This is a genomic window from Saccharicrinis sp. GN24d3, from assembly GCF_052400645.1.
Lineage (GTDB): Bacteria > Bacteroidota > Bacteroidia > Bacteroidales > Marinilabiliaceae > Saccharicrinis.
Genome location: NZ_JBQTGI010000027.1, coordinates 32,583 through 53,780, shown reverse-complemented (window position 1 = coordinate 53,780; position 21,198 = coordinate 32,583). Strand labels below are relative to the sequence as shown.

The following is a 21,198-nucleotide window of genomic DNA, read 5'->3' as shown; positions in this document are numbered from 1 at the left end:
CTCATAGTTTAGGGTTAGGTTTGGTTAAAGATTGAAGGCACCATCAAAACGTTTGATGGTGCCTTCTACTTTATATGTGTTGTGTGATTCTGTTTTTGATGACCATAGCCCATAGGCCCCATGCGAAATCTATTTATTGCCAATATATGGGCAACGGTGACAATGAAGTGACCATATAATGACATACCCGTTCTCCCCTGAATCATTTAAGTGCGTACGGGTTTTGCTATATATCTGTTGGTTCGCAGGCATGATGTGTTTGAAGGGCTTGTTATAAAATGGATCAGTATTTTTTTTACAGGTAAAACAGCAGTTGTTAATTAAAACAATCAGGAGGGTTGGAAGGCGGATTTTGTATTTGTGCATGATTCTGTTCATGATTTTGTTCATGATTCTGTTCGTAATCGTAATACTTTATTATTACTTCCAAACTTCTGCTAACACCGTTAAAATTCTCAGGGTTTTTTGGTTCTATTTCTATCCTAATTTGTTGGGTTGTTCCAAGACTTATCCGAATATCGGTCGAGTAATTGTCCTTAGCATTATCCCATAGAACTATATTTTTGTCAGGTCTGATAATTTTCACTCGAATATCTCCGGGTAAATCTTCCTTGTTTAGATTGATATTGTATGCCCTTCCGCTATAAAAAACCTGAGCAATGTTTAGTTTCTCGTAAGGTTTAATCGTGTAACTTCGGCCGAACGATTGATTGTTAAATACACCGCCGTAGGACTGGGAATAAATTTGGCCACTGAAAAAAAGAAGAACCCCGATAAGGAACGCGTATGCGTTGTGTGTTCTTTTTGTTGTTTGCTCCATGTGATATGTGTTATGAGTTATAAATAATGCCATGCTTGGCTCAGTTGAGTTTGGATTTATTTCTTATTTGGTTGGTTTAATAAAACTGTATGCTTTTTGTAAAAGATGTTTGCCTAAATATATTTTTAAGCTCAGCGGTGATTCGGTGATTGTTGTAATATGTCTCAATATTCAATGGTATAGTATTGATTTTAAATATCTGCTAGCCATATGGTAGTTGGAAATGATCACGCATATTCTGAATGTGATATCGGTTGTGATAAGATTCAACGAATGCTTGATGTTCCATCAGTGAATTTATTGTGCTCCGCTGGCATGGTTTGCTGGTAACATTTTCCTCTTGTGTCGAGGTATATTTATCCTGCACTAATTTGTACATTTGTAGATAGCCCGAATACAATAGGACGCCTAGAAAAGATAGGAGAAAAAAAATAAATGCGATTAGAATACCTGCTGATATTCTGTTGTGTTGGATATTTAATTTTATTAGTTGCTCCACTTTTCTTGTTCTTTGTCTAACTTGCTCTTGAACCGCTGACAGTTCTTCTTTTTCTATTTTTTCCAGCGTAAGAAAGTGTTCTGCTAATCGGTCCAATTCTATTGATAATCTGCTATTGTAACCCGTGCTCCTTGAAAACTTTAAATCATGAATCAACCTTATTGATTTGTGGATGTCAGAGAGGATCCTGTCGTTCAATTTGTTTTCGTTTTCTTTAAAGCTGCCTGTTTCGTAACGCGTTGCGTTAATGGCTTCAGGTTTAACTATCTTGTTTTTTAAGGTGGCAATGGAATCTATTGTATTCAATAAAAAAAATGTACTCGTTGTTATACCCAGTAAACACCAAACAATGCCTATGGATAATAATATTAATCGGCTTTTGAACTTTAATGCTTTCATCTTCAGTTACTTTCTTTTGCCTCTGTTTGTTTTTGTATCAGCTATTTGAAGCAAAATTCATGTTTTCATAGACAGCATTTAGTGTGCCAATGTAGACAATGTAATGGTATTCAGAAGAATATGAGATTCAATAAAAGAGAAGGAGGGTTTTGGTGACCAAATGTTGACAGTAAACTAAATGTAGCGTGTTTTTTAGTTGTTGTTCATTTATTTTTTATTCAAACACATTTACGGGGTAATTTTTATTGCGCAGCCAACATTATAACCAACGCATTGTCTATTAGCCAGGATAAGTTGTATATGGAAATACCGTAAGGCATTAAAAAACACCTTCATGTTGCCAGGTAAAAGCCATCCCGATTCTTGTTGGGATGGAAAACCATACAATATTTTAAGGGACTAAATACTTAAACCCGGATTATGCATTAGAACTTCGTCGTGAACATTGAAAGTGCAATAAAACAAGGCTTTACTGAAATGAGGCATCACTTGTCCCGATTACTTTCGGGAGCATCGTTATGAAGAGTTGAAGTGAAGCAGCGAAGTGTCTTGTTTTGAAACAATTTCAATGTGTAATAGATTTTCTAATGCATATTGCGGGTTAAATCCGATTTTCCGGAACTGGAAGCTAGCTGATCGTTTTTTGGCAGTCTGATAATAAATTCGGAACCCTTTCCTTTTTGAGAATTAACCTCTATTGTTCCATAGTGGTTTTCAATGACCTGGTAAGATATGTATAATCCTAATCCGGTACCTTTGCCAACATTTTTTGTTGTAAAAAAAGGATTAAATATTTTATCTTTAATCTTTTCAGGTATGCCTGTTCCATTGTCTTTGATACTTATAATAAAAGTATCGTCATTCTCTTCCCACCAGGTTTTAATGGTAATGTTCCCACGCCCATCAATAGAGTCAATGGCATTGGATATTATGTTCATGAATACCTGATTCAGTTTGGTGGGTAGTCCATACACGCTGTCTTTGTTATGGTAGTTTTTTATTATTTTGATGTTGTTTTTATATTTGCTGTATAAAATAAGTAGTGTGGAATCCAGTAATTTGTTAATGTTCACTTCTATGAAATGGTTGGATGCATCCCGCGAAAAATTACTGATGCTTTCAATAATATTTACCACTCTGGATATTCCCTTTTCTATACTGTCAATCATAATTTGTGCAGAATCTATAGTTTGTGCAATATCCTTTGGGTTGCTTTGGGGACTATTATTTTTCTCAGTGTCTTTGATGAGATAATGGGTTAGTTTTTGAATGCATTTTTTTAACCCGGCAATACCACCGCTTATATAGTTAATGGGATTGTTGATTTCGTGAGCAATGCCGGCAGTCAGAATACCCATTGATGCCATTTTTTCAGACTGTACCAATTGATTCTGGGTTTCTTTCAGGTGCAGTCTTGCTTTCACTAGCTCCTCATTGTAATTTTCTAATTTAGTTACATAATGATTTAGCCATAACTGATCCTGTTCTATTTTTTCTTTGGCATCTGCCAATTCTGTAATATCCGTTGTTATGCCCAGCAGGCCATATATTTTGTTATTGTGGTCAAACAGCGGGATTTTTTCAGTTATAGTGGTTTTTGTTATCTCATCAGGGAATTCGTTTTTTACGGTGAGTTTTTGTGGTGACTTTTGGGCCAATGTTTTCTTGTCATTATTGTCGATTTGTTCCGCGACATCTTTGGGGAATAAATCAAAAGCACTTTTTCCAATCAACTCGCCCGGGCCAACAAGCATACTCTTTTCTGCATATTTGTTGTTCATTATATATTTAAGGTCGGTATTTTTAATAAACACAGAACTGTTGAGGTTGTCAAGAACAATGTTCAGCCACTTTTGGGATTCTACTAGTTGGATTTCATGTTCTTTATATTGAGATATATCGACAATAGTGCCTATCTTCCTTTCTACCTCACCCGATTTGTTGCGGATTACATGGCACGTATCCTTAACCCATTTAATGGTTCCGTCAATATGTTGTATTCTATATTCGGTTTCATAGATATTTACACCTGCAATAATATTTTCGTTCCATTTGTTTATGGTTTGTTCTCTGTCTTCGGGAAATATAAAATTTAAATATTCCTCCGTGGTGATTGGCATCTTGTCGGTTTCAATGCCGAATAATTCTTTAGAATATTTGCCACGGACAAAATTATTTTCATGGTTAGAATGAACGGAATATAAAATCATCTTATGAATATCCAGAATTAAACTATCTGTATTTGGAACTTCTTTCATTGTCGTATTCAATATTATCTGTAAACATTGAGCTGCTTATAACAAACTGAGCGTCTATATTAATTTCTGTTTTTTTTTTGAGTGCGAAAATCATTGGATTTCAGACAAAAGTATTATTTTTTTTTATTTGTTGAATCGAACAAGTATAGCGTTTATTGCGTTAGTGGTTATTCTAAAGCCTGCATAAAGCGAAATATAAAAATATAGGAAATTTTGAAAATTCCACTTGTGCAGTTATTGCTGACTAATGGACTGAAATACCAAAATGTTTTAATTTACGCTAAAAAAATCAAACAAAATAGTATGTTTAACTTTTAATATCTTTTTTTGTTCTAGAATTTTTCTGTAAGCAATCGAAAATGGCCATACGGTAATTCGATGAAAAGCATATTGTACATAGATGGCGAAAGGGCAAATCTTGATGTTTTTAAGCTTATTTCGGATAATGTGGATTTTGAGGTGCGAATTAAAATTGAAATGTCATTATATTGACAAATTCGATTCCGGCGTGATGAAATAACGACACTATTATTGGTGTTATAGCTAAAAGAATTTTATAAGATGTAGATTAACAAGCATCTGTGAAGTTGGCGTGGTATTTGTTAATCTGTTTTTTTTTGACCGGAATTCCTAAAGCTGGTTTTAAGAAAAACAGTACCAAATTAGAACATTTATATTCTTGTTTAGCAAAAAGGCGCTAACCTGGATGATTTTGACAAATTGAATTGCAATGAGAAGTGTATTGTACATAGATGACGAAAAGGCAAATCTTGATGTTTTTAGGGTTTGTTTTGGTGATGATTTAACTATTTATACCGCCACCTCCACAAAGGAGGGGTATGAAGTTTTATTGAGCAGGGATGTACAGGTAGTTCTTGTTGATCAAAGGATGCCGGGAGAAACCGGGATTGATTTTATATTAAGGGTAAAAGATGAGTTTCCGCATACCGTTTTTATGGTTGTTTCGGGTTATGCGGATTTTGATGTGGTGAAGCAGGCCATTGAAACGGGCAGGGTATATCGGTATTTGTCGAAGCCTTGGAATGAGGAAAAATTACGACTGGATATTCTTAATGCCATCGATAAATATAATGATGAACATAGAAACAGGCAGCTTTTACATGAGTTGGAAAAACGGAACAAGGAACTGGAATTATTGCAGCAAAGGTTGAAAGATGAAGTTGTTTATTTAAGAAAGGAATTGAAAGTCAAGCATGGTATCAGCAATATTGTTACCTGTGACTATCGTTTCCAATTGCTGTTAAGTAAGGTTAAGACCATAGGGCTGACCAAAGCACCGGTATTGATAACCGGAGAAACGGGGACCGGTAAAGAGTTGGTAGCTCGGGCAATTCATGAAAAAAGCAACAGGCCTGGAGCATTTGTGTCCATAAATTGCGCCGCGATTCCTGAAAATCTGATTGAAAGTGAATTGTTCGGACACGAAAAAGGGGCGTTTACGGGAGCTGTTAATCTGCGGAAAGGTAAATTCGAAATTGCCGATAACGGAACCCTTTTTTTGGATGAAATTGGAGAGATGCCCATGGCTATTCAGCCCAAGTTGCTGAGGGTCCTTCAGGAAGGGACAGTAGAGCGGGTAGGGGGCAGCAAAACAATGAAGTTGAACGTAAGGATTGTTGCGGCGACAAACCGGGTTTTAAGCGATGAGATAGCTAATGGCAATTTCCGATCAGACCTCTATTACAGGATTAACGTCATAGAGCTGGCTATACCCCCCCTTCGGGAAAGGAAAAAAGATATCCCCTTGTTGGTTAGTTTCTTTCTGAAAAAATATAACCGTATATATGGTAAAAAAGTTAAATCCATCTCGGCTTCGAGTTTAGATTGTTTGCAGCGGTACGAATGGCCTGGGAATGCGAGAGAATTGGAAAATGTAGTGGAACGGGGCGTGATAATTTCGAGTTCGGAAACCTTAAGCGTTGACCTCCTGGGTGATCATCATGCAGCAGAGGAGAAGGACAAACACCCTTACCGGCATGAGGAGGGCAAGAGCCTTTACCTGCATGAGGTGGAGAAGCGGCACATTGAACATGTGCTTGAGCGCACTTCGTGGAAGATAGGCGGAGATGCTGGCGCGGCCGAATTGTTGGGTTTAAAAAGAACCACACTGTTGGCGAAAATGAAGAAATTAAATATTGAAAAAGTATAAGTAGAGATATAGGTGCCACGTTCCCATTGGATGTGAATAATACAGTTCATGGGTGTGGTTTAACCTTCTGATCAACTACACGTTGCAGCTTTGCCTCCTTTCCTACCTTTCCCACCTTCAACAAAACCAGCATGGGATCATATTTTATGGGCTGTTTGATGGAACAGGGCCCTTCACCTACTGTCGTATTTGCCCAATCACAATAGCACTTTGTTTTCAGTATGACTTTTAAGATAGGGATGTCGTTATAGTGGCACTTTCGGTTACGTTGTGACGGAATAATGACTAATTATTTCATGCTATGTTTAAACGTAATTTGTAAGAACAAGAATAACAATATATTGGAATATTAGGCACGGTGTTTGACATTCTCGTTTTGAAATTGAAAACGAACGGCTAAAAAATAGTCAAATGATGTTGAATATTTTGTAGCAAAAAGCAACTTAAATGATAAATATAGATATTGACATATTGCTGGATTATATTGAAAACAGAACAGATGAAATATGTTATCAGAACGTTAAAGAGAATGAAGCGTTAGGCAAATGCAATCAGGATATTTGCGGGTATAACATGGAAATTGTGGAAATAGTAATCCACAGTACCCTGAAGGCACAGTTAATTCAGAGTTTGATTTACATAACCAATGAAATCGTTGCCATAAAAATGAAGGCAATATCAAAAACTCAAATGGCGGATCAACTACACCGGTTATTTCGTCGATATATTTCTTATACAATCAAAGGTGTGTACAAATATGATAAGCTTCATCCATTTTGGGGGTTTTTGCCATTTGAACAATTGGTAATTAGTGAACTAACGAGACTTGGGAAGTTTGAGGAATTAGGAAGTATCCAAAAAGTACGCAATAAGGAATATGGTTTAAACAAAGGATCTTATTCCTTCCGACAGCAAGATTTAGGCATGCAATGAATTTAAAAAAAACAGGAAACGCGTTTCATTACTTAAAAAAGATGACGCAAACAATAAATCTATCAAACCCAAAAATTGGAAGGAATCATATCCATTATATGGATATTGTTATAAATAATTCATCTGTAGATGCCTTAGGTGGTTCACATGATGAACTATAGGTAAAAACATGATCAACCTACATGTACCAATGCAAAGTAATTCACAAAGTAATCGACAAAAGAATTATCCCAATACAATAGAAGCCGGTACAAAGAAACACTCCATTATCGCAAATGGTCCGGTTTCCAAATATATTAAAATGCTCGGGGAAGACGAAAGCTTGAATACTGTCCACGAAAACAACCGATGCAGGGAGGAAGACTTGGAAATCATAACGTTAGAAGCAGCTTTTGAATACAGTGCGAATGCGGTAATAATTTCTAACAAAGAGGGTATTGTAAAATATGTTAACCCAAAGTTTACCGAGACTACGGGTTATTGCCCGCATGAAACAATAGGAAAAAATCTGCGATTACTGCTTGCCGGAAAAGATGCAGAACAGAAATATAATGCGATTGGAGATACCATGATGTCAGGGGACATTTGGAGGGGTGAGTTGAACACAAGGAAGAAAAATGGCGAATATTTTTGGGAACGCGTGACGATCACGCCCATAAAAAGCAGGCAAAACGTAATCACCGCTTTTCTTGTCGTAAAAGAAGATGTCACAACGCAGAAAGAAATGGAGCGAAAATTAAAGGTACAGGCCCAACAGCTGATTGAAACAAAGCTAAAGGCAGGGGAAAGTGATAGGTTAAAATCGGTTTTCCTATCCAATATAAATCATGAAATTCGGACGCCCATGAATGGAATATTAGGTTTTTCGAACTTGCTAAAAATCCCGGAGCTTTCAGGTGAAGAAATTGAAGATTATACTGATGCCATAATAACTAGTGGAGAACGATTGCTTAATGTCGTTAATAACCTGATTGATATTTCAAGAATAGAATCAGAGCAGGTTAGCGTTGTTAATGAAGAAATAGAAATATGCCAGCAAATGCGCACTGTTTACAACTATTTTAAGCCGGAAGCTGAACAAAAAGGTTTGCGCTTAATTTATGAGAAGAACATAGCCTCAGATAAATTAATCATAAATACAGATTTTGATAAAATATTTTCAGTTCTTACAAACCTTATACATAACGCGATTAAATTTGGTGACAAGGGCAATGTTACATTTGGATTCAGCAAGATGAACAATTGCCTTGAGTTTTATGTAAAGGATAATGGAATAGGTATAAGTGAAAAAAATAAGAGAGTGATTTTTAATCGGTTTAGACAAAGTTCTGAAACATTTACCAGGGAATATGAAGGAACAGGCTTGGGTTTGGCTATATCCCAGGCTTATGTGAAAATGCTGGATGGAAAAATTTGGGTGGAAAGCGAAGAAGGGGTAGGTTCAACTTTCTTTTTTACTATTCCTTATACTGCATCAGATGAAATAAATAAAATGGATATTGCTTATTTGAATCAATAAATGTTATTGATTCAAGATGTTTTTTTTAATGAGAAGAGTTAGAAGGGGTAAGAGTATCGGATTAATGACCAATATAATTTAGTGATGGAAACCTATAATGTACAAAACAAACAACCCGGTAACCAATCGGATGATCTAATGGCAAATTACAATCGGAAACTTAATAAAGAAATACATTTGATTTATGATAGGTTAATCCAACTGAAGAGGGAGCTTGAAATGGACCATTTAACGCCAAAGGTAAGGGAATACCATCATGTCAGAATCGATGAGCTGCAAACACTATTGAACCTATTGGGAATGTAAGCGTTTAGTAGGGTATGTGAACTGGGGAATGTAAGCTGAGCTCTGTCCTGTGATTTTGTTTATTATTTCAAATTAAATTATTTTTTTCTTTGAACCAATTTCTAAAAGCACAATTGGGAAGCTTTCAGGTTCTATCAAGGGCAGCTGAGGTACCAAGCCGTTTATAAACCCTTGACGGGTTCTGCAAGCGACTCACCTTCGCCTTTAGATTTAGGGGCATTAGCTTATTTCACTTCAGCCTGGCCAGTTCTTTCTTCACGTTTTCCTTTTCTTTCTTAATCCTCGAAATTTCTTGCAGAACAAAAGAAATCTCATATCCGTCGGCAATAGCGTCTTTATCGAACTTTTCCATGACAATGTAGTAGTGTTTTTTGCCAATAAACTGCACTTTTAAAGGTTTGTCCGTGTTTTGGGCAATAAAATCAATAATGCCGTTGTCGGCTCCTTTTTTGTAATTGACCACTTCCCAATACGTTCCCTGGTCTTCGAATTTTCTATTATCAAAGCCATCTTCGGGTATTTCTTCGCTCATAACGGATTGGCCCTTGTCGTACACTTTTATTTTTTTGTGGTAGATATAGTAATCGCCGGAATATCTGCTCGAGATGTAGAAATTACCTTCCATATCCAGGTGGGCTCTTAGGTAGGTTCTGTTGTATGAGTTTTGCGGTTTCTGGCGTTTGTGAATCAGAATCTGTTTTTTACCATATTCGTCGGACACAATAAAATTCTTCATTAAAACCTTAAGTTCATTTTCTTTAGCCACCAAGGCACTGTCGAAAAAGACCAGGTTCCGTTCTTGCTCGCCTATTTTAATGGTTCTCATCAGGTCTTCTGCCCGAGCTACAAATTCAATTTCCTTGGGAAACTCATCCAGAATTGAATCCAGGACCACTTTGGCATCGTTAAACTGATCTTGACTAAACAGGTGTGTTGCCCTGTCCAACTTCTCTTTGGCCATTTCTTGGGGAGTAGGCCCACAGGCATATACCATAAATATAAAAGCAACAATAAATAGGTGTTTGGCTTTTGCGCAACAAGGTGTTTTCATGCAGTTTTATAATATTCGTTTTGATTCCCGATATTGTGAATAATGTGCAATAGTACAAAAATAAAAAAACCGACAATAAATGCCGGTTTTCATGTCAATAAGTTGTGTAATATTTAATTTAAAAACTCAAAATCTTTTACTGTCACCTCTAGTGTCGATTGAATTTCGCCATTTTTGTTTTGGTAACCAGAACTGTGTGGTTCGCCTTCAATCAGTACCTTTTTGCCTTTTTTAATGTATTCGGCAAATTTGGTGTCAGAATCTTTGCCGCGCCATATAGCTGCTCTCACCCACTCGGTTTTTTCTACCTTCTCACCTTTAGAGTTTTTGTAATTCTTTGAAACGGCAACATCAAAATTTATTACTTTACCGTTGTTGGTTTCTTTTACTGTGGCATCATTACCAACATTACCACTTAAGATTAGTTTTAACATATCGAGTAATTTGTTTGATTAATACTAAAACCAATTTACCTTAATTTTAACAGAATGTCAATAGTGTTCTAAAAATATTGCTAGCTGCATATTTATTTGTTGCACTAGGTTAAATCACGCTGCTTGCCACGTAGAGGCAGGATCGCCACTTAATTTTGTTGAAATCTGTCCCAAAAGTCAAAATATTTCAATGTCCACTTGCAATTTTCGGATAAGTCAAGATTGTACACCGGGAGGTTTCAGGCTTGATGTTAGCTGCACCCCTAATATGTTGTAACCTTTGGTTGGTTTATGCTCCTATTAGATATATGTAGATTATGGATTTACATATTTAGCAATAAATTCCTGAGGAACTGGAACAGGGCGATTTTTTGCTTCGTTGATCATCACAACCAAAGTGTCGCCAACGGCATATACCTCATTACTATGTTTGTTTTTAAACGTGTAACTCACATTAAATTGAACCGCCCTTACCATGGTAAAAACCATTTCGCATAGCACACAATCTCCCAGCCGTATAGGATTTTTATATTTGCAAGAGGTTTCGGAAATCACAAAAGTCAATCCCTGTTCCCTGCAGCGCAAAAATTCGTTCATCAATAATTCCGTACGTGCATTCTCCATATAGGTAAAATACACCGAATTATTTACGTGATGGTTCATATCTATATCGAAGAACCTAATATTTACAGGTTGTGTGAATTTTTTCATGCCATATGTATTTTTTTCTGCAACAAATATACGCTGTTATTAAAACAAGCGTGTTGCCAAAGTAAGCTCAAACATAAAAGAAATACTACCTTTGCAAATAATTAAGGAATGTATTATAGGCAAGTGAAGGATATGGTAAAAGAGGCACTGTTTGGAAAAACATTAAAAGAACTGCAGGAAATTGTCAAAGAGCTTGGGTTTCCGGCGTTTACCGCAAAACAAATTGCAGACTGGCTTTACAAAAAGAAGGTGAATAGTATTGACGACATGTTGAACCTTTCCAAAAAGAATCGGGAAATACTCAACAAAGCATATCATGTTGGATTGAGTCCATTTGATAATGTTCAGGAATCCATTGATGGCACCAGGAAATATCTATTCCGTACCAGTACCCAAAAATTTATCGAAGCGGCCTATATCCCTTCTGAAAACAGAAAGACTTTATGTGTTAGCTCACAGGTTGGATGTAAAATGGGATGCTTGTTCTGCATGACGGGAAAACAAGGGTTTCAGAAAAACCTTACCGCAGGAGAAATACTTAATCAAATGGTGAGCATTGACGAACGTGATGTGCTGACCAACCTGGTATACATGGGGATGGGTGAACCTATGGATAACATAGATGAAGTACTCAAAAGCCTGGAGATTATCACCTCGGATTGGGGTTTTGCCTGGAGTCCTCGAAGAATAAACGTATCCACCATTGGTGTTGTTCCCGCCATGCGCCGCTTTATTGAAGAAAGTGAATGCCATCTGGCGATCAGCATGCACAGTCCCTATAACGATCAGCGAAAGGAACTGATGCCTATCGAAAATGTATATCCTATCGAAGCCGTCATTGAGACGTTAAAAGAATATGATTTTGGACGCCAGAGAAGGATTTCATTTGAATACATTATGTTTGAAAAGGTAAATGATTCCACTGAACATGCCAAAGAATTAGTTAGATTGGTGGACGGGTTAAAGTCAAGGGTTAACCTGATTAAATTTCATCCCATACCAGATACCCCGCTGACAGGTTCTAAGCATAAAACCATGGAGGCATTTAAAGAAGTGTTGGAGAAGAAAGGGATTATTGCGACGATTCGTAAGTCGAGAGGTGAAGATATATATGCGGCATGCGGCCTGCTTAGCACAAAAAAATTATTAAAAGAGGACAAGGAGAAAGACTTTTAACCCGCATTGTTCAACTTATATTATATTTGGGCTTGTCAATTTACTAATAGAACAAGGGGTGCGATGTACTCATAAAGCATTTTCAAAGTGCATCCGAAGAACTGATGCTAAAAATATATTTCGGCCATTATATGGTCAAAGTCAACACCCTTGCTTAATACTATATCTCTCACGTCCACTACCATATCAGGATTGCCACAAAGGAAATACTTCATATCTTTGGGCAGTTGGTCTTGATCGTTAAGCCAATGTGTTAGTCTTCCTTCGATAACATCATCTCCGGTTTCCTGCGTGCAAAATCTAAGGTAATTATCGGCTAGTTTTTCTTTGAAAAAATCCTGAAACAGAAAACCATCTAGCGTTCTGGAGCCATGCAAGAACTTTTGAGGTAAGGATTGGCCAGATTCCAACACCGATATAAATGGGGCAATGCCCGTTCCGGTTGCTATCCACCATTCTTCTGTCGCTGAAGGAGTGAATTTTCCGAACGGCTCCGAAACCAGGACTATATCTCCGGGATTTGCGGCAGACAAGGGAGGTGTGAGAAGTCCTTCGGGATATACATCAAACAAGATGCGCATGTTCTCTTTTTGATTGCCACTGGCAATGCTGTAAAGTCGCGGGTCATCCTGTAAATTTAACGAAACGGCCACTACCTGACCAGGAATAAAATTAAATTTCCTTTCGAATTCCAGCGTAAAATAACCAGGTGTAATTTCATTGACAGAAGTAACTACGTGAGGAAACAGTTCTTTTCTTTTTCTTGCCATGGATCATTAGTTTTTCTCCCAAACACAAAAATTCCGCACTTTGTTTAGCGGCTTCTGTATAATACATGTTAATATATCATTCGAATCAAGGCTGTACTATGCTTCCACAAACATACAGCCTTGATTCGCATAAAAAATTATTATTCCTTTACGGGCATATACACTTCTGTAACCCATTTTCTTGAGTCAGGTTCTTCCATAGGGCTGTTTAAATACATCTCGTATGGCGGAATATCCTTATTCTCTTTTATTTTATGGGTTCTGGTATAAGTCATACCGGCAGCCCAGGCATTGCCTATATGCTTATAGTCTCCTAAGAATTTTATCTTCAGTGCTTTGGTAGTTGGTAGTTTACTTACGTAAAATGGTTCTTCGGCCTCATAACCTTCATTTATGGGAACTGCGGCCGAATATTCAATATTTCCTGTTATAAAATCAAATACATGGTAAATAGATAGTGCTTTCTCAAATTCAATGGAATGGTCCATGGCATAGCTGCTAAGTGCAGAAAACGATGATTTCATATTAGATTCGACATCGTCCATGTTACAAGCTACCTTCTGACCCACGTAGTTTATGGCGGGAGCGTCAACAATACCAATAATCTCAACATTTGAGGCAACATAACCTTTCTCGGCCAATTCTTTAATCATCTTTAATCCGCGTTCATAGTCCATGCCAATCCAAGGTTCCATCATCTTGGTCATAAAACGCAGATAAAAAGGCATCTCACCTTTCATTCCCCAGGTAAGCTTGGTAGTTGAATCATTTAAGCTGCTGAATTCCCAATAAACAAATGAGCTTGATTCCATGGGCTGTTTAAATACGATATCCTGTTCAATCGATTTGCCTGCTTCTATTTTAGTATGGCTAATCGTCCCTTCGCCAACCAGTTCGCCAGCCCAGGTGTAGGTATCGTTTACGGTATTGCCATGGCCCGTTACATCTACCTTAGCATCTGGTTCCATGCACAGCCATGGCGACCAGGCCGTCCAATTATTAAAATCTTGAACCAAATCAAAAACCTCCGCGTTTGAAGAATTTACAGTAATGGACCTCTTAACGTCATACGCACCTTCAAGCGTAGCAAGCCAAATAGCTGCCGCTCCAAGTGCAACAATAACAACCACAAGAATGGTAATCAGGAATTTCTTCATGATAATTGGTTTTAGTATTTAAAAAGTATATGTTTTTATTAGACTAGTTCAAAATAGGGAATATATTTTATTTGTTCAATGTTTATCCCGGATTTGTCTTTACATAAGCCAAATCAATCAAGTTAGCACCGGGGGATCTCCGCAAAGCAGAATGTAAACAAATACCTGACTGATAGCAGGCAGGCCGATGACTTGTTCAGAAGTATTATAAAGTATCCATGAATATTGAAAGGAACGTAGTGAAACCGGTACTAAAATCATTGAATGATTGGTATTGGTCAAAAAGGGTTAGAAAATTTGTAACCTTATGCCTAATTTTCTCGAACAAACAAAATACGTACCTATTACTCGCTTAAATATATGAACAAATCCTCTAAATATATTTTATTCGCATGTAATGTCTTGCTGATCACCGCGTGTCATTTTTTTAATCCCTCCGAAAAAATTCCGTCTGTTCCTTTGTTATATTTTAATTTTGATGGAGATAACACCTCTTCGGGTATCGAACCTTTCCGGATATACGGGAATCAGGAAATGTCGTACAGTCAGGGATTAAAAGATTCGTGTTTAAACCTTACCGTGAACTCATTCCACCGCAAACCTATCGTTATCGAAACGAAGGGTGACTTTATCCCTCGGCAACAAAACGCTTTTTCTGTAATGGTGTGGGTAAAGATGCAAGAAAATGATGGTGAAGTGTATGGGATTATTGGCAATAAAAGTATCGGTAGTGATACCGAAAGGGGATGGGCAATTTCAAGCACAGCTTCGGGATCGTGGCAGTTAGATGTTTCTGATGGTTTTCAGCTGCAAAAGTATACAGCTACGCCTGTTCGTCAAAAAATTAATGATGGAAAATGGCATCAACTCGGTTTTATGATGGACAAAAACGAACAGGTGGCCCGCACTTATTTCGATGGCAAATTGGTTGGGGTTTTAAGTTTAAATGGAATTCAAGGTTTCGATGCGGATTATAATTTGTACATAGGGTGTAACGCAGGCTCGATGGACTATGCTATGGATACTTTTAACGGGATGATTGATGAGGTAGGGATATGGTCGCAGAAATTGTCGGATAGACAGTTTGCAGATGCTTACTTAGGTATTAAAAAAGAGAGATTGACCATGGCCGAAGAGGCAGAAAGTCCCATTAGAATAATGACCTGGAATATTTGGAACGGGGGCAGGCAGCAGGGGAGAATAGTTGGATTGGACAGGATAGCGGGATGTATTGAAGAAAATGCCGCCGATATCATCGCCCTTCAGGAAGAATTTGGTTCAGGGGAATATTTGGCCGACAAACTGGATTTCTATTTTTACCGGAGAAGTCATAATCTGTGTTTGTTAAGTCGATATCCCTTAGGAAAGAGTTTTAATATCTATAAACCTATTAATGCAGGCGGTATTGAGGTGTTGTTAAACGAAAACAAACATCTGGTAGTGTGTCCGGTTTGGCTCAGCTTTAAGCCAAATATAAAAGGCCTGTTGATGAACGAAAATATAAGCACCGACACTATTCTGAAACTGGAAGATGCTACACGAGGAAACGAAGTTCGTTTTATTTTAAGCGAATTGGGGCAACTGAACAATGATTTTAATTCCAGTCCTTTGATTTTAGCTGGCGATTTTAACAGCGGCTCTCATCTAGACTGGACGGAAAATAACAAATACAACAAATACAACAGAGTTATTCCGTTTCCGGCAACCCAAAAAATGGAGCAAGAAGGCTTTAAAGATGCCTTCCGCGAAATTTGGTCCAACGCATCGGAAATATCCGGAAACACATATTCTCCAATCTTTAAGGAAGGTTACAACGACCGTATCGATTTTGTTTTTTACAAAGGTAACCACCTTAAAGCTATTGATGCAGCGGTTGTAGATAGTACTACTGCATTATTCCCTTCAGACCATGCTGCCGTATTAATTACTTTCCAATGGCAATAAAAAAATGTAATTTAGAATAGGGGTAAATAAGCATTTACTTTGTCTTATTATAAATGTATATACATGGATGCGGCAAAAAACAGGTAAATATAACGACCAATTGCTTTTCGCACAGGTAAAAAAAGGTGATGAAAAAGCGTTTGAACAAATTTTTAGGCGATACTATGTGGGTCTTACGGCATTTGCGAAAACTTTTGTTCATGATATTGATATGTCGGAAAGTGTTGTGCAAAACGTTTTTGTAAAGCTGTGGGAAAAAAGGAAGCAGTACGAAATTACCTCGTTAAAATCGTATTTAATGATTGCGGTCAGAAACAGCTGCCATAACGAAATTAAGAGGGTACAGCACGAGAGGGACTTTAAAAAAGCAGTTCAATCCGAAGAGGCTATTGAAACGGTGAACTATCCTGATTCGGGTGCGATGGAAAGAATTGCTCAAACGATTGAACGGTTACCGGAGCAACGAAAAAGGATCTTTAAATTGAATAGATTAGAAGGACTAAAGTATCGGGAAATTGCCGAAAAACTTAATATCTCTCCCAAAACGGTTGAAACTCAAATGGGAAAAGCATTGAAGTTTTTAAGAGAGAATTTGTTAGAATTAAAAAAGCAAGTGTATAACATATTGCTATAACATGAAGATGATGAAGAACAGACAAAATATAAACTGGGATTTGGCAGCAAGGGTGTATTCCGGGGAAGCATCACAAAAGGAAGTGAATGACTTTGAGAAGTGGTTGGAAAAAACAGACCACAAAGCAGAGTGGATTAAAATTTCCGAAAGCTTGAACAAAGTGGACCATGCATTGCTATCGGACAGGGTGGATGTTAACCAAGCCTGGGATAGCGTAAGGAATAAAACCATTGGCCAGAACAAAGCAGGAATAAGGATGCTGTATGTTGGCTATGTGGCGGCGGCGGCATGTATAATTGTTGCCATAATGCTGTTCCTGAATCCTTTCCAAGAAAATGTAGTTGACGATTCACTGGTACTTGCGCAGAGCGAAAACTTAATTGAGCAAATTGATTTAAACGATGGTTCTGTCATCGATCTAAACAGAAACAGCAGTATCGAGTATCCTAAATCATTTGCCAGTGGTTCCCGGTTGGTTTCGTTAAAAGGAGAAGCCTTTTTTGATATTGCGGCTGATAAAACACGTCCGTTCGTTGTCAACACCAACCAAATTCAAATAAAGGTTGTTGGAACCTCCTTTAATGTCAAAGCTTTTCCCGATGCCAACCTGAACGAGGTAAATGTAAGCTCCGGGATTGTTGAAGTATCATCCTTGTCTAACCCAAACAACAAGGTGGTGCTAAATGCTGGAGATAAGGCTGTATTTAATGCGGAAGATCATTCGTTGGTGAAGAAGCAAGTGTCCAGCAATAATTTTATGGCATGGAAAACTAAAGAATTTGAGTTTAAACGGGACAAGCTGACTCAAGCCATTGCTTTAATTGAGGAGGTTTACGACGTAACCATCGAAATACCAGTAGGTTTTGATGTAGAAGACAATGTAATCAGTTCCACTTTCGATAAATATACCATCGAACATATTATTATCGTTTTAAATGGCCTTTATGGGGTCGATTTCCAGTATCAGGAGAATTAGATCCATTAAATTTGTTATATTAGTGTTTGTACAGAAAGAAACTCTTTTTGTTATTGTCTTTGGCAAGAGAAGCTTTGATGCAGCGTAATGATACGGTTGCGTTTGGCACATTACGTAAAAGACTGTTTGTCAGAACAACCATGACTAAATGAGAGCCACAAAGCGACTAATAAACATTTTAATAATTATACTCCTAAGTACTTATTGCTATTCACAGGATGAGGTATTGGACGAAAAAATTGATGTTAAGTATAAGTCCATTAAAATTGAGGCGTTGCTCGATTCTATTCATCTAACGTACGATTTTGATTTTTCCTATGATCCTTCCGATTTGCCTGTTGATTCAGTGATACATATTTATTACGAGCAACATTCCCTTTTTACCATCCTGCAAGACATCTTCAAGAACTACGATTTGAGTTTTAAAGGCGTTGGCAGACAGATTATCATTTCGCATCAAAAGCGGGAATTGGCGCTGCGTAATTATATCACAATTCAAGGAACCGTTATTTCATCGGATAACGGACAAAAGCTTCCGCTGGTAAATATAGCCGTCAAAGGAGAACCCCTTGGAACTACTACCAACATGGAGGGGGAATTTACTTTTCTTGTACCTCGTAAATTTGTCGATTCGGAAATAAATATGTCTTCGATTGGATATAGTCCATCCAGTATTCACATTCCTCATTCGGATACCTCTGTTATTGTTTCGCTCAAACCACAAACCATCCAAATAAAGGAAATTAAAGTGCGATTTATCCGTCCTGATGAAATAATTCAGCGCTTGATTGAAAATAGAGCGCAAAATTATTTTACAAGCCCTATGTTGTTAACGGCATTTTTTAGGGAAACCATTAAACAGGATGGTAAATACATCGAAGTGTCTGAGGCTGTTCTGGATATTTATAAGAGCTCTTACCTTAATACTTTTGATAAAGAAGAAGCCCGTTTTGTAAAAGGTAGAAAAAAAGTGGAGGACGAAGATATTTCCGTGGCACGGTTAAAGCTTGCCGGGGGGCCGGCCTTGTTCTCAACAATAGATGTGGCCAAACATCTCGATTTTATCTCGGGAGAAGAGGGCAATAATTATTTTTATATGTACAAAGGGAAAGACATCGTTCACGACAGGGTGGTGTATAAAGTCGGGTTTAAGCCCATTGTTGAGATGGAGAGCATTTACTACGAAGGGGAGCTATATGTGGATGTGGAGACTTTTGCCCTTATTAGCGCTGATTTTAGCATGACCAAGAAAACATTGCGTAACAGCGATAAGTATTTGATCCGGAAAAATGCCAGAAAAGTGAAGTCGATACCTGTTTATACACGATATCAGGTGGATTATCGACCTTATGGTGACAAGTGGATTTTAAACAGTGTGCGGGGTGAGCTGACAATTAACATGCGGGATAAACGAAATAAAATCAAGTCGGAATACCATGCATCCGCCGATTTACTGATCACCAATGCCCAGCATGGGAAAGGCCTGCGTATCAGATATTCCGAAGCCTTTAAAACTAATTATGTGCTGGCCGATAAGATAGTAGGATACGATCCTATGTTTTGGAAAGATTTTAATGTGATCCATCCCGAGGAGGAATTGGTGAAAGTGTTTAAGTCAACACCCGTAGAGATTAACCTGGTGCCACAACCCAAAAAAACCAAGCCGTAAAGCTTGGTTCTTTGTTATTTATAATCTGACATTGAAATGTATTAAGCGCAATGTTTTTGTAGATATTCTATGGTTGAACCTACTGAATTAAGCATGGGCAATTCCGAGTTTTCTATCTCAACTTCAAACTTGGTTTCCAATAAGAACAGAAAACAAGTCAAATCAACTTCATCCATCAACAACTCTTCAGTAAGAGCAGCGTCCTCTACAATCTTGTTCCTTGGCACACCTGTTTTTCTTAAAACTTTGTATAAGTTTCTTCTAATTCTCTCTTGCTTCATGATATTAAATATTTGGGCTTTTCAAGCTCATTCCTATATAAGACAATCAACACGAATAATACACGTATAAAAAATATGAATTTTCTCTAATAAAGTTCGAACTTGTTTTTGTAATGCCTGTAAACAGATGTATATGAGATATTAACGAAAGAGCCAAGTTTGTGTTTTTTTTTAAAAAAATTAAAATTACCCTGTTTACTCTAAATAATCCGGGATTTTTAATTTACCTTATTATAATATAACCGCAAATATATCATGGATGATCAGATGATAAATTATCTATTAATTAGGCAGTCTTAAGTTGGTTGTTTTTTATTAGGTGAATTACGGATAAGAAATTTTCTAATGACAATTTTGGAATTATCTTTGCTTCCCTCAGAAAATAATCATTAAAAGATATATAATAATGAATACGTGGTTTGAATGTAAAGTGAAGTACGAAAAGATTGACGAGCAAACAGGGAAGCAGAAAAAAGTGAACCTTCCTTACCTGGTTGATGCCGTTTCATATACCGAGGCCGAAAGCAGAATACATGAAGAGATGGAGCAATACGTTTCGGGGGAGTTTTCTGTGCCTTCCATCAAAAAAGCCAATTATACCGATCTGTTTTTCTATGATGACGGAGATAAATGGTATAAGTGCAAGGTGATGTTTGTTACCATTGACGAAGAGGCTGGTAAGGAGAAAAAAGTAGCTAACCAAATGTTGGTATTGGCCAATGATTTGAAAGAGGCCCACGAAAGAATTGACGAATCGATGAGCGGAATGACTGTTGATTACGATATTGTAGCTATTATTGAAAGTAATATTGCCGATGTGTTCCCTTATTTTAAAGATGAGGTAAACGAACCTATTCCTGATAATTTGAAGCCCTTGGCTGAGTTTGAGCAAGAACAAAAGAATGAATTTGATGCTGTTGAAACGGAAGAATCCGACGAGATTAAAGAATCTTTTGAGTAAATGATAAAGGAACGGTTCTATATAAGCGCTCTTTGAAGCAGAACCGTTCCCTAAAGCTTATTAAAAGATGCACCCAAGCCTAATGAATCATTTAAATAAGCGAAAGGTGTTCGATGTTATCCTGTCGATTAGAATTAAGCACTTATAGGGCAACTATTAATACCATGTTAACATTGAAGTTAACACTTGGTATCCCGTCTGTCGCCGGACAGGTATGCCGATAGCCTTCCGCTGTCCTGCGGAACAGGTCGCCCCGAACTCGATTCGGGGATTAATGATAGCGTTGAATTCGGAGTATATGTTACACTCGTATCATTAACATATCGTCATAACTAATTATATACTACTCATTCTCTATTTCTATCCAAATTTCTTCAAATACCCATATTTAGCTATTTACTAAGTCATATATTTCTTCTAAATTTACCTTTGTTACTGCAAAACCGTAAACAAATTATCGCATTGTATTGTAGTAATATTAGTGCCTTTTTTATAATCTGGAAATATTGACAAAACATGATGTGTAAATT

Annotated in this window: 19 protein-coding genes; 10 read left to right on the top strand and 9 right to left on the bottom strand. The window is 37.4% G+C overall.

Going from position 1 to position 21,198, the window contains the following annotated elements:
• Nucleotides 1–316 precede the first annotated feature (316 nt).
• The 3 genes from ACT29I_RS22330 to ACT29I_RS22320 form a co-directional block, all read right to left on the bottom strand.
• Nucleotides 317–820, bottom strand: a complete 504-nt coding sequence (locus ACT29I_RS22330; RefSeq protein WP_430935294.1) for a hypothetical protein — start codon at nucleotides 818–820, stop codon at nucleotides 317–319.
• Nucleotides 821–1,022: 202 nt separating this feature from the next.
• Complete coding sequence (locus tag ACT29I_RS22325; protein ID WP_444794459.1) at nucleotides 1,023–1,718, bottom strand: hypothetical protein; 696 nt, start codon at nucleotides 1,716–1,718, stop codon at nucleotides 1,023–1,025.
• A gap of 584 nt (nucleotides 1,719–2,302) precedes the next feature.
• A complete protein-coding gene (locus ACT29I_RS22320) occupies nucleotides 2,303–3,976 on the bottom strand; it encodes a PAS domain-containing sensor histidine kinase (RefSeq protein ID WP_444794458.1) in 1,674 nt (557 codons plus the stop codon).
• A 730-nt stretch (nucleotides 3,977–4,706) separates the two neighbouring features.
• Between ACT29I_RS22320 and ACT29I_RS22315 the strand changes: the two genes are divergently transcribed.
• The 4 genes from ACT29I_RS22315 to ACT29I_RS22300 all read left to right on the top strand — a co-directional run bounded on the left by ACT29I_RS22315 (nucleotide 4,707) and on the right by ACT29I_RS22300 (nucleotide 8,904).
• Nucleotides 4,707–6,146, top strand: a complete 1,440-nt coding sequence (locus ACT29I_RS22315; protein ID WP_444794457.1) for a sigma-54-dependent transcriptional regulator — start codon at nucleotides 4,707–4,709, stop codon at nucleotides 6,144–6,146.
• Between the two features lie 447 nt (nucleotides 6,147–6,593).
• On the top strand, nucleotides 6,594–7,079 hold the full coding sequence (locus ACT29I_RS22310) for a hypothetical protein (protein WP_430935908.1): 486 nt from the start codon (nucleotides 6,594–6,596) through the stop codon (nucleotides 7,077–7,079).
• A gap of 169 nt (nucleotides 7,080–7,248) precedes the next feature.
• Nucleotides 7,249–8,598, top strand: coding sequence for a PAS domain-containing sensor histidine kinase (locus ACT29I_RS22305; protein WP_444794456.1), 1,350 nt, complete (start codon nucleotides 7,249–7,251; stop codon nucleotides 8,596–8,598).
• A gap of 84 nt (nucleotides 8,599–8,682) precedes the next feature.
• Complete coding sequence (locus tag ACT29I_RS22300) at nucleotides 8,683–8,904, top strand: hypothetical protein (RefSeq protein WP_430935912.1); 222 nt, start codon at nucleotides 8,683–8,685, stop codon at nucleotides 8,902–8,904.
• Between the two features lie 229 nt (nucleotides 8,905–9,133).
• Here ACT29I_RS22300 and ACT29I_RS22295 read toward each other — a convergent pair whose 3' ends face one another.
• The 3 genes from ACT29I_RS22295 to ACT29I_RS22285 form a co-directional block, all read right to left on the bottom strand.
• A complete protein-coding gene (locus ACT29I_RS22295; protein ID WP_430935914.1) occupies nucleotides 9,134–9,955 on the bottom strand; it encodes a hypothetical protein in 822 nt (273 codons plus the stop codon).
• A 113-nt stretch (nucleotides 9,956–10,068) separates the two neighbouring features.
• The gene (locus tag ACT29I_RS22290) at nucleotides 10,069–10,389 is read right to left on the bottom strand and encodes a single-stranded DNA-binding protein (RefSeq protein WP_430935916.1); all 321 of its coding nucleotides are present in this window, start codon (nucleotides 10,387–10,389) and stop codon (nucleotides 10,069–10,071) included.
• Nucleotides 10,390–10,704: 315 nt separating this feature from the next.
• On the bottom strand, nucleotides 10,705–11,100 hold the full coding sequence (locus tag ACT29I_RS22285; RefSeq protein ID WP_430935918.1) for an acyl-CoA thioesterase: 396 nt from the start codon (nucleotides 11,098–11,100) through the stop codon (nucleotides 10,705–10,707).
• 108 nt (nucleotides 11,101–11,208) lie between these two features.
• On the opposite strand from ACT29I_RS22285, the gene rlmN reads away from it, so the two are divergent.
• Nucleotides 11,209–12,276: a 23S rRNA (adenine(2503)-C(2))-methyltransferase RlmN gene (gene rlmN / locus ACT29I_RS22280; protein WP_444794455.1), complete on the top strand. Its 1,068-nt coding sequence runs from the start codon at nucleotides 11,209–11,211 to the stop codon at nucleotides 12,274–12,276.
• A 107-nt stretch (nucleotides 12,277–12,383) separates the two neighbouring features.
• Here the strand turns inward: rlmN and ACT29I_RS22275 are convergent, their stop codons facing one another.
• On the bottom strand, nucleotides 12,384–13,046 hold the full coding sequence (locus ACT29I_RS22275; protein ID WP_444794454.1) for a ferredoxin--NADP reductase: 663 nt from the start codon (nucleotides 13,044–13,046) through the stop codon (nucleotides 12,384–12,386).
• Between the two features lie 140 nt (nucleotides 13,047–13,186).
• Nucleotides 13,187–14,203, bottom strand: a complete 1,017-nt coding sequence (locus tag ACT29I_RS22270; RefSeq protein ID WP_430935924.1) for an SRPBCC family protein — start codon at nucleotides 14,201–14,203, stop codon at nucleotides 13,187–13,189.
• A 360-nt stretch (nucleotides 14,204–14,563) separates the two neighbouring features.
• Between ACT29I_RS22270 and ACT29I_RS22265 the strand changes: the two genes are divergently transcribed.
• From ACT29I_RS22265 to ACT29I_RS22250, 4 genes are all read left to right on the top strand, one after another.
• The gene (locus ACT29I_RS22265; protein WP_444794453.1) at nucleotides 14,564–16,147 is read left to right on the top strand and encodes a LamG-like jellyroll fold domain-containing protein; all 1,584 of its coding nucleotides are present in this window, start codon (nucleotides 14,564–14,566) and stop codon (nucleotides 16,145–16,147) included.
• A 67-nt stretch (nucleotides 16,148–16,214) separates the two neighbouring features.
• A complete protein-coding gene (locus ACT29I_RS22260) occupies nucleotides 16,215–16,781 on the top strand; it encodes an RNA polymerase sigma-70 factor (protein ID WP_430935928.1) in 567 nt (188 codons plus the stop codon).
• 7 nt (nucleotides 16,782–16,788) lie between these two features.
• The gene (locus ACT29I_RS22255; protein WP_444794452.1) at nucleotides 16,789–17,757 is read left to right on the top strand and encodes a FecR family protein; all 969 of its coding nucleotides are present in this window, start codon (nucleotides 16,789–16,791) and stop codon (nucleotides 17,755–17,757) included.
• A gap of 148 nt (nucleotides 17,758–17,905) precedes the next feature.
• Nucleotides 17,906–19,426: a carboxypeptidase-like regulatory domain-containing protein gene (locus ACT29I_RS22250; protein WP_430935932.1), complete on the top strand. Its 1,521-nt coding sequence runs from the start codon at nucleotides 17,906–17,908 to the stop codon at nucleotides 19,424–19,426.
• 41 nt (nucleotides 19,427–19,467) lie between these two features.
• Here ACT29I_RS22250 and ACT29I_RS22245 read toward each other — a convergent pair whose 3' ends face one another.
• On the bottom strand, nucleotides 19,468–19,707 hold the full coding sequence (locus ACT29I_RS22245; protein ID WP_430935934.1) for an acyl carrier protein: 240 nt from the start codon (nucleotides 19,705–19,707) through the stop codon (nucleotides 19,468–19,470).
• Nucleotides 19,708–20,113: 406 nt separating this feature from the next.
• On the opposite strand from ACT29I_RS22245, the gene ACT29I_RS22240 reads away from it, so the two are divergent.
• Nucleotides 20,114–20,668 (top strand): DUF4494 domain-containing protein, encoded by a 555-nt coding sequence (locus ACT29I_RS22240; protein WP_444794451.1) that lies wholly within the window; start codon nucleotides 20,114–20,116, stop codon nucleotides 20,666–20,668.
• The last annotated feature ends 530 nt before the right edge of the window (nucleotides 20,669–21,198 follow it).

Bases quoted from the DNA above. Each gene is read 5' to 3' on its own strand.
- ACT29I_RS22305 (WP_444794456.1), top strand. From the start codon at position 7,249: ATGATCAACCTACATGTACCAATGCAAAGTAATTCACAAAGTAATCGA.
- ACT29I_RS22285 (WP_430935918.1), bottom strand. From the start codon at position 11,100: ATGAAAAAATTCACACAACCTGTAAATATTAGGTTCTTCGATATAGAT.
- rlmN (WP_444794455.1), top strand. From the start codon at position 11,209: ATGTATTATAGGCAAGTGAAGGATATGGTAAAAGAGGCACTGTTTGGA.
- ACT29I_RS22315 (WP_444794457.1), top strand. From the start codon at position 4,707: ATGAGAAGTGTATTGTACATAGATGACGAAAAGGCAAATCTTGATGTT.
- ACT29I_RS22255 (WP_444794452.1), top strand. From the start codon at position 16,789: ATGATGAAGAACAGACAAAATATAAACTGGGATTTGGCAGCAAGGGTG.
- ACT29I_RS22310 (WP_430935908.1), top strand. From the start codon at position 6,594: ATGATAAATATAGATATTGACATATTGCTGGATTATATTGAAAACAGA.
- ACT29I_RS22290 (WP_430935916.1), bottom strand. From the start codon at position 10,389: ATGTTAAAACTAATCTTAAGTGGTAATGTTGGTAATGATGCCACAGTA.
- ACT29I_RS22250 (WP_430935932.1), top strand. From the start codon at position 17,906: ATGAGAGCCACAAAGCGACTAATAAACATTTTAATAATTATACTCCTA.
- ACT29I_RS22260 (WP_430935928.1), top strand. From the start codon at position 16,215: ATGCGGCAAAAAACAGGTAAATATAACGACCAATTGCTTTTCGCACAG.
- ACT29I_RS22300 (WP_430935912.1), top strand. From the start codon at position 8,683: ATGGAAACCTATAATGTACAAAACAAACAACCCGGTAACCAATCGGAT.
- ACT29I_RS22270 (WP_430935924.1), bottom strand. From the start codon at position 14,203: ATGAAGAAATTCCTGATTACCATTCTTGTGGTTGTTATTGTTGCACTT.
- ACT29I_RS22330 (WP_430935294.1), bottom strand. From the start codon at position 820: ATGGAGCAAACAACAAAAAGAACACACAACGCATACGCGTTCCTTATC.
- ACT29I_RS22320 (WP_444794458.1), bottom strand. From the start codon at position 3,976: ATGAAAGAAGTTCCAAATACAGATAGTTTAATTCTGGATATTCATAAG.
- ACT29I_RS22325 (WP_444794459.1), bottom strand. From the start codon at position 1,718: ATGAAAGCATTAAAGTTCAAAAGCCGATTAATATTATTATCCATAGGC.
- ACT29I_RS22295 (WP_430935914.1), bottom strand. From the start codon at position 9,955: ATGAAAACACCTTGTTGCGCAAAAGCCAAACACCTATTTATTGTTGCT.
- ACT29I_RS22275 (WP_444794454.1), bottom strand. From the start codon at position 13,046: ATGGCAAGAAAAAGAAAAGAACTGTTTCCTCACGTAGTTACTTCTGTC.
- ACT29I_RS22265 (WP_444794453.1), top strand. From the start codon at position 14,564: ATGAACAAATCCTCTAAATATATTTTATTCGCATGTAATGTCTTGCTG.
- ACT29I_RS22240 (WP_444794451.1), top strand. From the start codon at position 20,114: ATGAATACGTGGTTTGAATGTAAAGTGAAGTACGAAAAGATTGACGAG.
- ACT29I_RS22245 (WP_430935934.1), bottom strand. From the start codon at position 19,707: ATGAAGCAAGAGAGAATTAGAAGAAACTTATACAAAGTTTTAAGAAAA.